9 protein-coding genes are annotated in these 13,749 nt (G+C 67.1%); 7 read left to right on the forward strand and 2 right to left on the reverse strand.

All coding sequences use genetic code 11. The annotated features are described in order from the left end of the window. Positions 1 to 356: 356 nt before the first annotated feature. The gene (locus FG94_RS07255) at positions 357 to 2,141 is read left to right on the forward strand and encodes a phosphoethanolamine transferase (RefSeq protein ID WP_036209008.1); all 1,785 of its coding nucleotides are present in this window, start codon (positions 357 to 359) and stop codon (positions 2,139 to 2,141) included. On the opposite strand, the gene FG94_RS07260 is transcribed toward FG94_RS07255, so the two are convergent. Both FG94_RS07260 and FG94_RS07265 read right to left on the reverse strand, forming a co-directional pair. Beyond that, positions 2,128 to 3,714: a hypothetical protein gene (locus tag FG94_RS07260; RefSeq protein ID WP_051996305.1), complete on the reverse strand. Its 1,587-nt coding sequence runs from the start codon at positions 3,712 to 3,714 to the stop codon at positions 2,128 to 2,130. The two genes, FG94_RS07255 and FG94_RS07260, sit on opposite strands and share 14 nt — an antisense overlap. A 35-nt stretch (positions 3,715 to 3,749) precedes the next feature. Further along, positions 3,750 to 4,643: a LysR family transcriptional regulator gene (locus FG94_RS07265; protein WP_036209011.1), complete on the reverse strand. Its 894-nt coding sequence runs from the start codon at positions 4,641 to 4,643 to the stop codon at positions 3,750 to 3,752. A gap of 99 nt (positions 4,644 to 4,742) precedes the next feature. Between FG94_RS07265 and metE the strand changes: the two genes are divergently transcribed. The 6 genes from metE (at position 4,743) to FG94_RS07295 (ending at position 13,748) form a co-directional block, all read left to right on the forward strand. Continuing rightward, on the forward strand, positions 4,743 to 7,016 hold the full coding sequence (gene metE / locus FG94_RS07270; RefSeq protein WP_036209342.1) for a 5-methyltetrahydropteroyltriglutamate--homocysteine S-methyltransferase: 2,274 nt from the start codon (positions 4,743 to 4,745) through the stop codon (positions 7,014 to 7,016). Between the two features lie 136 nt (positions 7,017 to 7,152). Continuing rightward, the gene (locus FG94_RS07275; RefSeq protein ID WP_036209015.1) at positions 7,153 to 8,928 is read left to right on the forward strand and encodes a YbhB/YbcL family Raf kinase inhibitor-like protein; all 1,776 of its coding nucleotides are present in this window, start codon (positions 7,153 to 7,155) and stop codon (positions 8,926 to 8,928) included. 229 nt (positions 8,929 to 9,157) lie between these two features. Further along, a complete protein-coding gene (locus FG94_RS07280) occupies positions 9,158 to 10,426 on the forward strand; it encodes an efflux RND transporter periplasmic adaptor subunit (protein WP_036209018.1) in 1,269 nt (422 codons plus the stop codon). A gap of 29 nt (positions 10,427 to 10,455) precedes the next feature. Beyond that, on the forward strand, positions 10,456 to 11,166 hold the full coding sequence (locus tag FG94_RS07285; RefSeq protein WP_036209021.1) for an ABC transporter ATP-binding protein: 711 nt from the start codon (positions 10,456 to 10,458) through the stop codon (positions 11,164 to 11,166). Positions 11,167 to 11,179: 13 nt separating this feature from the next. Beyond that, positions 11,180 to 12,490 (forward strand): ABC transporter permease, encoded by a 1,311-nt coding sequence (locus tag FG94_RS07290; RefSeq protein ID WP_036209024.1) that lies wholly within the window; start codon positions 11,180 to 11,182, stop codon positions 12,488 to 12,490. Between the two features lie 25 nt (positions 12,491 to 12,515). Beyond that, positions 12,516 to 13,748, forward strand: a complete 1,233-nt coding sequence (locus tag FG94_RS07295) for an ABC transporter permease (RefSeq protein ID WP_036209027.1) — start codon at positions 12,516 to 12,518, stop codon at positions 13,746 to 13,748. Position 13,749: the final 1 nt, after the last annotated feature.

The following is a 13,749-nucleotide window of genomic DNA, read 5'->3' on the forward strand; positions in this document are numbered from 1 at the left end:
AATCCAACAAAGTTACTACGTTGATGACCCGGACCCTTGTTGCGCTTGTCCGGGGACTGAAACCTAGTCCCGGATTCGTGCTCACAGCAGAGGCGACGAAAGCCACTCACCGAAGGAGCGGCTGCGAATGCGTATACCATGTGCAGAATAAATCGAGAACTCGCGAGTATAGACCCGATAGGCAAGTGGGTCAACCGCTTTGCCGGCCGGTCGGCCTGGCGGCGGGGTAAACCTGGGGTTTACCGTGGTGGATGTGGCAAGCCTGCTACAGCGCTACTGTCAAGCTTGCGGCAAGGATAGTGTATTTCCGGCTATAAAGACAGGATAATAGCCGATTTCGCCCTCTTCCCGCCCCGATGTCCCGCCTGCTTCGTCCCGCCAACCTGTACCTACTGCTGAGCTACGCCCTGCTGTCGAGCATGCCTTTTGCGGCGAAGCTGCTGGACCTGCCGGGCGCGCAAGGCGGCAGCGACCCGTGGCAGCTGCTGGGCGCCGGCGTGTTCGCCTGGATCGCCGCCTGGGCCCTGTGCAAGCGCCCGGCCTGGTTCCACTGGGCCCTGCTGCCGGCCTTCCTGGCCCTGCCGACCGAGCTTTACCTTCTTGTCTATTACGGACAGGGGATTTCGACGCACCACCTGGGCATCATCGCCGAGACCAGCCCCAGCGAGGCACTCGAGTTCCTGGGTGGGAAAGCCTGGCTGCTGGGCGCGGTGATCGTCGGCGTGCTGCTGTGGTTCGGCTCGACCTGGGCGGCAGCCTGGCGCACCCGCGACCTGGATTGGAACGACCGCTCGCGCTGGATCGTGCTGGCGGTGCTGGGCGCCGGCGCCGCGGTGCTGGCCTACGGGCAGAAATCCGGCTTCGCCCAGGCCGACGGGAAACACGCTGCCGCTGCCGCTACCGCAGGAAGCTGGCCGCCACTGCCCGCCTGGGCCAGGCCGCCGGTCGACCTGGCGCTGTTCGCCCAATCCTGGCCCTTCGGCCTGAGCGCGCGCGGCCTCGACTTCTATAAAGAGCGGGTCTACCTGGCCGAACTGAACCGGCGCAGCGCGGCCTTCCGCTTCGGGGCGAAGCAGATAGGCGACGGGCACGGGCCGCAGGTGCTCGTGGTGGTGCTGGGCGAATCCTCGCGCTACGACCGCTGGAGCCTGAACGGCTACGCACGCGAGACCAATCCCTTGCTGGCGCAGGAAGAAAACCTGGTCATGCTGAAGGACGTGATCACGCCGGTATCGGCCACCCGCCTGTCGATTCCGGTGATCATTTCGCGCAAACCTGCGATGCAGAGCCTGAAGGATGGCTTCTCCGAAAAATCCTTCCTGTCGGCCTTCAAGGAGGCCGGCTTCAAGACCTTCTGGATCTCGAACCAGGTCTCGTTCGGCAAGTTCGACACGCCGGTGTCGGTGTTCGCGAAAGAAGCGGACGACGTCCAGTTCCTGAACCTGGGCAGCGTGTCCGACGCCTCCAACCACGACGCGGTACTGCTCGAGCCCTTGCGGCGCGCCATCGACGACCCGGCGCAGAAGGTGCTGGTGGTGCTGCACACGCTGGGCAGCCACTGGAACTACGCGCACCGCTACCCGCAGGAGTTCGACCGCTGGCAGCCTTCGCTGAAGTCGATCGAGAAGCCCGACTACACCAATCCGCGCATCGAGCCGCAGATGAACAACAGCTACGACAGCGCCATCCTGTATACCGACTGGTTCCTGTCGAACGTGATCGGGGTGCTGAAGGAAACCGGCCTGCCCACCTCGCTGCTGTACGTGGCCGACCATGGCCAGACCCTGTACGACAAGTCGTGCAAGATCGCCTTCCACGGCCATAACACGCAGTACGAATTCCACGTGCCGGCCTTCGTCTGGTATTCGGGCAGCTACGCCGAGCGCTTCCCGGCCAAGGTCGCGCAACTGAAACGCCATCAGAAGGCGAAACTTTCGACCGAGAACATGTTCCACACGGTGCTCGACATGGCCGACATCCGCTACCCCGGCGAAAGCCTGGAACGGAGTTTCGTCAATCCGGCCTTCAAGCGCCACAAGCGCTACGTCGACAGCTACGGCTGGACCGACTACGACGACGCCACCATGCGCGGCGACTGCCGCGAGGTGATTGCGAAGGGCAAGCCGCTCAAGCGCAACTGAGGGCGGGCGGCCGCTTGTCCTCGGACTCGGTCAGGTGTGCGCTGAGCCAGCGCGCCACCTCGGCGGCACGACCTTCGATCCGCTCCCCGAAACCCTGCGTGGCCAGCAGCGCGATGCCGTTCGGGTTGCGCAGAACGCCCGGCAACAGGACCGGCTGGCCACTGGCGGTATCGATGCGGTACGGTTCCAGCTTGCCCGCGAGGATACGCGCCAGCACCAGGTTGTGCGAGGACACCAGCACCAGGTCGCGCTCGCACAGGCTTTCCAGCACCGCGGCTGCGGCCGACACCGATTCCAGGTGGTTGGTGCCGCGGAAGACCTCGTCGACCAGGCAGATGCCGGCCGGCTCCCCGCTCGCATCCAGCAGTTCGCGCGCCCGGCGCAGTTCCGACATATAGAGACTCTCGCCGCCCAGCAACGAGTCCTCGTTCTGCATGCTGGCGCGCACCGGCACGGCCGGCAGGCGCGCCTGCCGCGCGTAGCAGAAGCCGAAGGCGCGCGCCGCCACCAGGTTCAGGCCCACCATGCGCAGGAAGGTGCTTTTTCCCGAAGCGTTCTGGCCCGAGATGAAGGCGCCCTGCCCGTCCAGGCTGACGGACAGCGGGACCGGCATCTCCATCAGCGGGTGCACGCCGCCCTGCAGGTCCAGCATGCGCGCGGCGCTGCGTTCGGCCCAGCACCAGTGTTGCTGGCGGCGCAGGTGGCGTGCCAGCGCGACGTCGGCCTCGAGCTCCGCGCTGCGCAGGTAGCAGGCGCGCAGGAAGTCGCGCGCCCCGTACACGGTGCGGATGGTCTTCCAGTAGCGGCGGATGTTGTAGGCGGCGAACCAGTTCATGTAGGCCTCGCCGGCCGGGATCATGCGCAGCAGCAGCGAGCGCCCGATGCGCTTGTGCAGGCGTGCCGCCGCGGCGCGCTCCTCGACGAAGGGCTCCAGCAGGGGGCCGCCGAGTTGCGCCAGCGTGTGGCTCCCGGCCAGCAGCGCGTTCAGGCTGTCCAGCGTGTTCTTCCACAGCTCGAGGCGGCGGTGGTAGCTGATCTGCAGCGCCATCAGCGGCGCCACCGCGGCCAGGGTCGCGATCCAGCCGAGCGGCTGCGTGACGAGCAGGCCCAAGGACATCACCAGCAGCAGCGGCAGCACCCAGATGAATCCGGCCCAGGCGGGCGCTTGCGGCGCCTCGCCCTCGAACAGCAGGCCGGCGACCTCGGTCTCGGCGTAGCGCAGCGGGCGCAGCGCCAGGTTCAAGGCGTCGAGGCGCGCCGGATCGGCCAGCAGGCCGCGCAGGCGCTCTCCCAGCGCGGCGCAGCCGGCATCGTCCAGGCCCGCACGCAGGTGGCGGTGCAGCACCTGGCGGCCGAAGATGCTGGTGCCTTGTGCAAGTTGCTCTTCGTAGGCCGGGAGCAGCAGATCATGCCAAGTCTGCTCGTCGAGCGCCGTGCGGGCGTCCCCGGTGATGCGGTGCAGGCGGCCGGTTTCTTCGGGAGTGAAGAAGTGCGAAGGCGGCTCGCGCTCGGCGTCGCGTTTGACAACATGGCGGAAGAGGCGCAGCAGGCGTGCGAGTTCGGATCGGATCATGCCGCGATCCTAGCAGCGCGCCGGCGCCTCAAATCTCAAGCATTGTCACCGAGGCCGGCCGCCATGGCGATAAAGGCGTCGAGGTAGCCGATCGCGGCGTCGTCCTCGCGCGTGCCGAGGAAGATCTGCTTCGGGATGCCGTTCGGGCCGAGACGCACCGGCACCACCGGCATGCGCGCGGCGTATTCCTCGACCAGCCAGCGCGGCAGCGCCGCCACGCCGCGGCCGCTGGCGACCATCTGCAGCAGGATGTCGGTGGTCTCGATGGTCTTGCGCTGGCGCGGGGCACAGCCGGCCGGCAGGAAGAACTGGTTGTAGATGTCGAGGCGGTCGATGTCGACCGGGTAGGTGATCAGGACCTCGTCGGCCAGGTCGCAAGGCTCCACGAAGGCGCGGCCGGCCAGCGGGTGGTCTTTCGCCAGCACCAGCACCTGCTCGTAGTCGAACACCGGCACGAAGCGCAGACCCGGCTTGAACAGCGGATCGGGCGTGACCAGCACGTCGATCTCCCATCCCTCGATGGCCTTGATGCCGCCGAACTGGAAGCGCTGCTTGACGTCGACGTCGACGTCCGGCCAGGCCGCCAGGTAAGGCGCCACCACCTTCAGGAGCCAGGCATAGCAGGGCGCGCACTCCATCCCGATGCGCAGGGTGCCGCGCTGGCCCTCGGCATACTGCGCCATCAGGCGCTCGGCGTGTTCGAGCTGGGGCAGCAGGCGATTGGCCAGGCCCTGCAGGTAGAGACCGGCCTGGGTCGGGCGCAGGCTGCGGCCGTCGCGGGTCCAGACCTCGACCCCGAGCTGCCCCTCCAGCTTGCGGATTGCGTGGCTGAGCGCCGATTGGGTCAGGTGCAGGCTCTCGGCGGCGGCCGTCAGCGAACCGCGCTGCTCGACTGCCCGCAGGATCATCAGGTGAATACGTTCCAGCATGAATATATGAATGAATTTGATCGATATATGAAATCATATCAATTTTATTCATGAGTTGTCCGTCCTATCATGGCTGCGACCACCAACAGGACGCATACCATGACCATCACCCACAACCTCGGCTTTCCCCGCATCGGCGCCCGCCGCGAACTGAAATTCGCCCTCGAGCGCCACTGGAAGGAAGCCGCCCCGGCCGTCGAACTGGAAGCCGGGGCCGCCCAGCTGCGCGCCCGCCACTGGGCCCGGCAATCCGCGCTCGACCTGGCCCCGGTTGGCGACTTCTCGCTCTACGACCACGTGCTCGACATGAGTTTCACGCTCGGGAACGTGCCGCAGCGCGCCCATGCCCACCACGGCAACGCGCTGGACGCCTACTTCCGCGTGGCCCGCGGCCGCGCCTCGCACGCCGACTGCGGCTGCACCCACGCCGGCGAAATGACCAAGTGGTTCGACACCAACTACCACTACATCGTCCCCGAATTCGACGCCTTCACGACGTTTACACTGGACATCTCGCGCTTGCGGCAGCAGTTGCAGGAAGCGTTCGACGCCGGCGTGCGCGCCAAGCCGGTGATACTCGGCCCCCTCACCTACCTCTGGCTCGGCAAGTCCCACGACGACAGCGACCGCCTGGCGCTGCTGCCCGCCCTGCTGCCGGTGTACGCGGAACTGCTCGACTGGCTGGCGCAGACCGGCGTCGAATGGGTACAGGTCGACGAGCCGGCGCTGGTCACCGACCTCGACGCGCGCTGGCGCCAGGCCTATGCGGACGCCTACGCGGCGCTGCGCGGCCACGGCCCGAAACTGCTGCTGGCCACCTACTTCGGCCGCCTGGAGGACAACCTGCCGCTCGCCTGCAGCCTGCCGGTTGCCGGCCTGCACCTGGACGCCATCAACGCGCGCGACGAGATCGAGCCGGCGATCGCCCTGCTGGGCCCCGACAAAATCCTGTCGCTCGGCGTGGTCGACGGCCGCAACATCTGGAAGACCGACCTGCATGCGACCCTGGCCTGGCTGGAGCCGGTGCAGCGCCAGTTGCAGGCGCGCCTTTGGATCGCGCCGTCCTGCTCGCTGTTGCACGTGCCGGTCGACCTGGAACTCGAGACCGGCATGGACCCCGAGGTCCGTTCCTGGCTCGCATTCGCCGTGCAGAAACTGGACGAGCTGCGCCTGCTGCAAACCGCGCTCGACCACGGCCGTGTCGGCGTGCAGGACGCCTTGATCGCGAACGCCGCCACCATCGACCGCCGCCGTGCCTCTGCGCGCGTGCACAATGGCGAGGTGGCGCGGGCCGTCGCCGCCATTGCGCCGGCGCTGGGCCAGCGCATCAGCGCCCACGCCCAGCGCGCCACCGAGCAGGCCGCCGTACTGGCGCTGCCCGCCTACCCCACCACCACCATCGGCTCCTTTCCGCAGACGCCGGAGATCCGCCAGGCGCGCCGCCGCCACAAGCTGGGCGAACTCGACGACGCCGCCTACCGCGCTGCCATGCAGGCCGAGATCGCGCGCTGCGTGCAAGCCCAGGAAGCGCTGGGCCTGGACGTCCTCGTGCACGGCGAGGCCGAGCGTAACGACATGGTCGAGTACTTCGGCGAACAGCTTGATGGCTTCGCCTTCAGCGCCAACGGCTGGGTGCAGTCCTATGGCTCGCGCTGCGTGAAGCCGCCGATCCTGTACGGCGACGTGCAGCGCCCGCGTCCGATGACCGTGGAATGGACCTGCCATGCCCAGTCGCTGACGAACAAGCCGATGAAGGGCATGCTGACCGGCCCGGTCACGATGCTCAACTGGTCTTTCGTGCGCGACGACCAAGCGCGCGCCGTCACCTGCCGCCAGCTGGCGCTGGCGATCCGCGCCGAGGTCCAGGACCTCGAACGGGCCGGCGTGCGCATCATCCAGATCGACGAGGCCGCGCTGCGCGAAGGCCTGCCGCTGCGCCGCGCCGGCTGGCCCGGCTACCTGGACTGGGCGGTCGAGGCGTTCCGCATCGCCGCCAACGGCGTGCGCGACGCCACCCAGATCCACACCCATATGTGCTATTCGGAGTTCAACGACATCATCGCCGCCATCGCCGCCATGGACGCCGACGTGATCACCATCGAGACCTCGCGCTCCAATATGGAATTGCTCGGCGCCTTCGACGACTTCCGCTACCCGAACGGCATCGGCCCTGGCGTCTACGACATCCATTCGCCCAACGTCCCGAGTCGCGAGCAGATCGTCGCGCTGATGCAGAAGGCCGCCGCGCGTATCCCGGCGGCGCAACTGTGGGTGAATCCGGACTGCGGCCTCAAGACGCGCAGCTGGGACGAGGTGCTGCCGGCGCTGGAGAACATGGTGGCGGCGGCGCGGACCCTGCGCGCCGCGGCCTAGCGTGCCTGTCCCGCCTGTTGTGCTGCGCTGTCCCGCCAACGCGACAGCCTGCGTACGTTCTCCCACATACCGTCGGTCGATATTCTGGCACGATTTTTTATCACATCCAACCACGGTAACGAGGGAGAGCCAGGGCATGAAACGCGTGACAGCAGCGGTGGTAATCGGCATGGCGACAGGCGCCGCCTGTGCCCAACAGGGTGACGGGACCCGCTTCTCGGCCCCGTCCAACGTCTTCAAGCCGGCCAAGGTCGAGGCCACTCCCGAGCGCATGCGCGGCATCAAGGCGCCGCCGGGCTTTACCGTCACCCCCTTCGCCACGGGCCTGAAGAACGCCCGCATCATCACGGTGGCGCCGAATGGCGACATCTACGTCAGCCGGCGCGACCAGGGCGACGTGCTGTTGCTGAAGGACGCGAACGGCGACGGCAAGGCGGACGGCGCGCCGGTCGAAGTGGCCAACCGCGCCGGCGCGCACGGCATGGCGATCAAGGACAACAAGTTCTATCTCGTCACCGTCAAGGAACTGTTCGTGGCCGACATCAAGCCCGACGGCCGCCTGGGCGAGCTCAAACTGCTGGTGGGCGACCTGCCGGATTCCGGCCAGCACCCGAACCGCACCATCGCCTTCGGGCCGGACGGCATGTTGTATCTCACCGTGGGCAGCACCTGCAATACCTGCAACGAGAGCAATCCCGAGAACGCCACCATCCTGCGCGTCTCGCCGGACGGCCAGCAGCGCAGCATCTTCGCTTCGGGCCTGCGCAACACCATCGGCTTTGACTGGCATCCCCAGACCGGCGAGCTGTGGTCCTTCGATCACGGCATCGATTTCCTCGGCGACGACCAGCAGCAGGAAGAGATCAACAAGATCGAGATGGGCAAGATGTACGGCTGGCCGCACGTCTACGGCGGCGGCGACATCTACCCGCAGAGCACCCCGGTGGGCGAGATCAAGAAAGAAGAATGGAAGGCGCGCAGCACCCCGATGGTGCTGGGCTACACCGCGCATGCGGCGCCGATGCAGATGGTGTTCGGCCACCGCGGCGGCTTCCCGGCCGAGTACAGCGGCGACGCCTTCGTGACCATGCGCGGCTCCTGGAACCGCGTCCAGGCGTCCGGGTACGAGATCGTGCGGGTGCGCTTCGCGGGCGGACGGCCGACCGCCGTCGAACCCTTCGTCACCGGCTTCCTTACCGACGGCGGCAAGACCCACATCGCACGCCCGGTCGGCCTGGCCTGGGCCAAGGACGGTTCGCTCCTGATGGCGGACGACGGCAACGGCGTCATCTACCGCATCGCCCACGGCGACGGCAAACCCGGCAACCTGAGCGCGATGGCCCCAAGCGGCCCGATGCGCGACCAGGCCAACAAGGGCAATGGCGTGCCGCTCGCGAACAAGCGGCCCGAAACCCAGTCGACAGGCACGCTGTCGGTCAGCTCGCCGAGCTTCAAGGCCGGCGGCGCGATGGACCAGAAATACAGCGAATACGCCGACGGTGTGTCCCCGGCCCTGGCGTGGAAGCCAGTGCCGAATGCGAAGTCCTACGCCATCATCATGGAAGACCCGGACGCCAAACCGGTCACGCCCTTCGTGCACTGGCTGGCCTGGAACATCCCGGCGAACGTCACCAGCCTGCCGGAAGGCCTGCAGGAGCAGCCGCGCCTGACCGATCCGGAAGGCGTGCTGCAGGGCCGGAACACGCGCGGCTCGATGGGTTACTTCGGGCCCAAGCCGCCGGTGGGCGACAAGCCGCACCACTACCATTTCCAGGTGTATGCGCTCGATACCATGCTGGATGTGCCTTTCGGCGCCGACCGCGACCAGTTGCTGCAGGCGCTGCAGGGGCACGTGATCGGCAAGGGCGAGGTCATGGGCACCTACGCCCAGAAGCAGAAGCCGCAGAAGTAAGGAAGCAAGCCAAGGAGCACCCCCAGGACGGGCGCGGATGCAGTCGGTTCGCGCCCGTCCGCTTTTGCACAATCGGACGCTCCTGTGTCCGGACGCTGTCCGCAGCCTGTAATGACGGACACCGCGGACACCGGACGCGGCAGCAATATTCCCCGTAAAATCAGTCACTTGCTCTACTGGCACGGATCGTGCATTGACAACGCCATCCAACGTTGTCACCCGAGATGCCATGATCCGCGATACATCAGAACAAGACGCCGTCCTCACCCCGGCCCCGGTCCACAAGCTCAAGCGCCGCGCGCTGTGGGTGGGCGGCGCCCTTGCCCTCCTCGCCGTCAGCGTCGCCGTGCTGGGCGCCTGGACCAGCAGCGAACACTCCGTCAGCGAAGCCCGCCTGCGCATCGCCGAAGTCACCCGCGGCACCCTGGTGCGCGACGCGTCGGTGAATGGCCGCATCGTGGCCGCCGTCAGCCCCACCCTGTATTCGACCGCCCCATCCACCGTCAACCTGAAGGTCGCCGCCGGCGACACCGTCAAGAAGGGCGACGTGCTGGCGGTGCTGGAGTCCCCGGACCTGACCGATGAACTCAAGCGCGAGACCTCCAGCTACGAGCAACTCAAGGCCGAGGTGGCGCGCCAGCAGATCCTGGCGCGCAAGCAGAAGCTGCTGGCCAAGCGCGAAGCCGACACCGCCGAGATCGATCGCCTGTCGGCCCAGCGCACCCTGGAGCGCTACGAGAGCGTGGCGCAGGTCGGCATCATCGCCAAGATCGACTACCAGAAGGCAAAGGATGCCCTGAACTCGGCCGAGATCCGCGCCAACCACGCCTCCCAGGCCGCCGCGCTCGAGGGCGACGACGTCCAGCTGGCCCTGAAAACCAAGATCAACGAGCTGGAACGCCAGCGCCTGTCGCTCGCCAATGCCCAGCGCCGCGTCGACGAGCTGACCGTGCGCGCGCCGGTGGACGGCTTCATCGGCACCCTCAACGTCCAGAACCGCATGGTGGTGGCCGCCAACGCCCCCCTGATGACCCTGGTCGACCTGTCGAAGCTCGAAGTCGAGGTCGAGGTGCCGGAAACCTATGTGGCCGACATCGGCCTGGGCATGAACGCCGAGATCACCCTGCCGTCGGGCAAGGCCACCGGCAAGCTGTCCGCGCTGTCGCCGGAAGTGGTGAAGAACCAGGTGCTGGCGCGCGTGCGCTTCGACGGCGAGCAGCCGAAAGGCCTGCGCCAGAGCCAGCGCGTGACCGCCAGATTGCTGATCGAGGAGCGCCCCAACGTCCTGATGCTGCCGCGCGGCCCCTTCGTCGAAAGCGAAGGCGGACGCCATGCCTATGTGGTGCGGGACGGGATCGCCGTGCGCACCCCGATCCAGTTGGGCGCCACCAGCATTTCCGCCGTCGAGATCCTGTCGGGCCTGAAGCAGGGCGACAAGGTGGTCGTCGCCGGCACCGACACCTTCAATAACGCCGCGCGCGTCTCGATCAACCGCTGAACAAGACCAACACAAACTAGGAGAATCCCATGCTGCGCATGACCAACCTGAGCAAGGTGTACCGCACCCACATGATCGAGACCCACGCGCTGCGCGGTTTCGAGATCGAAGTCAAGCAGGGCGAATTCGTCACCGTGACCGGCCCCTCCGGTTCGGGCAAGACCAGCTTCCTGAACATCGCCGGCCTGCTGGAAGAATTCACCTCGGGCGAATACATCCTCGACGGCGTCAACGTGAAGGGCCTGGACGACAGCGCCCGCTCGCGCCTGCGCAACGAAAAGCTGGGCTTCATCTTCCAGGGCTTCAACCTGATCCCCGACCTGAACCTGTTCGACAACGTCGACGTGCCGCTGCGCTACCGCGGCTTCAACAAGACCGAGCGCAAGGAGCGCATCGAGGACGCGCTGGCCAAGGTCGGCCTGGCTTCGCGCATGAAGCACTTCCCAGCCGAGCTGTCCGGCGGCCAGCAGCAGCGCGTGGCGATCGCGCGCGCGCTGGCCGGCTCGCCCAAGCTGCTGCTGGCCGACGAACCGACCGGTAACCTGGATACCCAGATGGCGCGCGGCGTGATGGAACTGCTGGAAGAGATCAACGCGGCCGGCACCACCATCCTGATGGTGACCCACGATCCGGAGCTGGCGGTGCGCACCCACCGCAACGTGCACATCATCGACGGCCAGGTCTCGGACCTGGTGCGCAAGGGCCCGACCCTGGTCGACAAGGCCGCCGTGACTGCATAAGGACGACCAGACCATGTTCTCCTACTACTTCAAGCTGGGCGTGCGCAGCCTGCGCCGCAACCCCGCCCTGACCGCCCTGATGGTGCTGACCCTAGCCATCGGCGTGGCCGCCAGCGTGTCCACGCTCACCATCCTGCACATGATGTCGGGCGACCCGATCCCCGCCAAGAGCGACCGCCTGTTCGTGCCGCACGTGGACAACGGCCCGGTCGAGGGCTGGGCGCCGAGCGACGGTCCCAACGACGACCAGCTGGGCTACATCGACGCCGCCAACTTCCTCAAGAGCGGCCAGGGCGAGCGCCGCACCGCCATGTACGGCGTCTACCAGCCGATCGAGCCGCCGCGCACCGACATCCCGGCCTTCACCGCCTCCGGCCTGGCCCCGACCCGCGACTTCTTCGCGATGTTCGATGTGCCCTTCCTGCACGGCCAAGCCTGGACCGAAGGTGACGATGTGCGTGGCGCCGACGTGGTGGTGCTGGGCCGCTCGACCGCCGAGAAGCTGTTCGGCGAGGCCAATCCGGTCGGCAAGCAGATCAGGATCGGCGGCTTCCCGTACACGGTGGTCGGCGTGCTGGACAACTGGAATCCGCTGCCGCGCTACTACAGGCTGATCGGCGGCAGCCGCTTCGGCAACTCGGAAGAATTCTTCATCCCCTTCTCGACCGCGCTGCGCCACGAAATGGGCCACAACGGCAGCATGAACTGCAGCGCCAACCGCGACCCGGGCTTCGCCAACCTCCTGACCTCGGAGTGCACCTGGATCCAGGCCTGGTTCGAGACCAGGAGCAGCAGCGACCGCGCCGAACTGCAGACCTGGCTCGACAACTATGCGAGCGAGCAGCGCAAGCTGGGCCGCCTGAAGCGCAATGCGCCGAACAAGCTGTACGACGTGATGGAATGGATGGAGCACATGAAGGTCGTCGGCAACGACAGCAAGCTGTCGGCCTGGCTGGCCTTCGGCTTCCTGATCCTGTGCCTGGTCAACACCGTCGGCCTGCTGCTGGCAAAGTTCTCGGTGCGCGCATCCGAGATCGGCGTGCGCCGCGCGCTCGGCGCCTCGCGCCGCGACGTGTTCCAGCAGTTCCTGATCGAGACCGGCGTGGTCGGCCTGGTCGGGGGTGTGCTCGGCCTGGTGCTGTCCTTCGGCGCGCTGGCCCTGATCGGCATGCAGAGCAAGGGCATGGCGGCGGTCGCCCGCATGGACTGGCAGATGCTGATGCTGACCTTCCTCATGTCCGTCACCGCGGCCATCGTCGCCGGCCTGCTGCCCACCTGGCGCGCCTGCCAGGTGACGCCGGCCATCCAGCTGAAATCGCAATAAGAACGAGCAAACGAGAGAGACCATCATGGAAATCAAGCCCATCCTGTCCGCGCTGATGCGCAACAAGACCGGTCCGATCCTGGTCGCGCTGCAGGTCGCGCTGAGCCTGGCGATCCTGGCCAACGCCCTGCATGTCGTCAACGAGCGCCGCGAAGTCGCGGCGCGTCCGAGCGGCCTGCTGGATGAAGCCGCGACCTTCTACTTCAACGTGCGCAACCTGAACAGCGACGGTCCCGAGCAGATGCTCGCCACCATGAAGCGCGAAGCCGATGTGCTGCGTGCAGTGCCGGGCGTGGTGTCGGTGGCGAACGTGTCCCAGATGCCGATCTCGGGCAGCGGCAGCACCAACAGCGTCGCGCTCGACCGCCGCCAGGAGCGCGAGAGCGCGCTGGCCTCGATCTACATCTCGGGCGATTCGCTGGTCAAGACCTTCGGCCTGAAAATCGTGGAAGGCCGCGACTTCCTGCCGCAGGAATCCGTGGACATCAACGAGAACGAGAATCGCGAGCTGCCCAAGCAGCTGATCATTTCGAAAGCGCTGGCGGACAAGCTGTGGCCGGGCAGCTCGGCAATCGGCAAGACCCTGTACTTCGGCACTGGCGAAGGCGCCCAAGGGACCGAGGTCGTCGGCGTGGTCGAACGGCTGCAGTCGGCTCATGGCGACCTGGGCGAGCGCGGCGAGTGGTCCGCGATCACCCCGGCGCGCCTGTACGGCAACCCCGGCGCCCTGTACGCCGTGCGCGCCGAAGCGGGCCAGCGCGACCGCGTCATGAAGGAAGCGGAGGAAGCACTGCGCAAGTCGTCGGCGACGCCGATGATCCTGGAAGTCAAGACGGTCACGGACGACCGCCAGAAGCGCTACCGCGGCGACGTCGCCCTGTCGTGGATGCTGATCACCGTCAGCGTGCTGCTGCTCCTGATTACCTGCTCGGGCATCGTCGGCATGGCCAGCCTGTGGGTCACCCAGCGCCGCAAGCAGATCGGCGTGCGCCGTGCCCTGGGTGCGCGCAAGATCGACATCCTGCGCTACTTCATCACCGAGAACGTATTGATCACCAGCGCCGGCGTGTTCGGCGGCGTGCTGCTGGGCCTGGGCCTGAACCACCTCCTGGTGACCAGGCTGGAAATGGCGCGCCTCCCGGCCGAGTACCTGATCGGCGGCGCGATCGTGTTCTGGGCGCTGGGCATCCTGGCGGCCTACGGTCCGGCGTGGCGCGCGGCCAGCATTTCGCCGGCGACCGCCACCCGCAGTGCCTGAT

This window comes from Massilia sp. LC238, assembly GCF_000735635.1.
In the GTDB taxonomy this organism is placed as follows: domain Bacteria; phylum Pseudomonadota; class Gammaproteobacteria; order Burkholderiales; family Burkholderiaceae_D; genus Telluria; species Telluria varians.

Coding starts and splice junctions, on each gene's coding strand:
- FG94_RS07255 (WP_036209008.1), top strand. CDS start 357: ATGTCCCGCCTGCTTCGTCCCGCCAACCTGTACCTACTGCTGAGCTAC.
- FG94_RS07260 (WP_051996305.1), bottom strand. CDS start 3,714: ATGATCCGATCCGAACTCGCACGCCTGCTGCGCCTCTTCCGCCATGTT.
- FG94_RS07265 (WP_036209011.1), bottom strand. CDS start 4,643: ATGCTGGAACGTATTCACCTGATGATCCTGCGGGCAGTCGAGCAGCGC.
- metE (WP_036209342.1), top strand. CDS start 4,743: ATGACCATCACCCACAACCTCGGCTTTCCCCGCATCGGCGCCCGCCGC.
- FG94_RS07275 (WP_036209015.1), top strand. CDS start 7,153: ATGAAACGCGTGACAGCAGCGGTGGTAATCGGCATGGCGACAGGCGCC.
- FG94_RS07280 (WP_036209018.1), top strand. CDS start 9,158: ATGATCCGCGATACATCAGAACAAGACGCCGTCCTCACCCCGGCCCCG.
- FG94_RS07285 (WP_036209021.1), top strand. CDS start 10,456: ATGCTGCGCATGACCAACCTGAGCAAGGTGTACCGCACCCACATGATC.
- FG94_RS07290 (WP_036209024.1), top strand. CDS start 11,180: ATGTTCTCCTACTACTTCAAGCTGGGCGTGCGCAGCCTGCGCCGCAAC.
- FG94_RS07295 (WP_036209027.1), top strand. CDS start 12,516: ATGGAAATCAAGCCCATCCTGTCCGCGCTGATGCGCAACAAGACCGGT.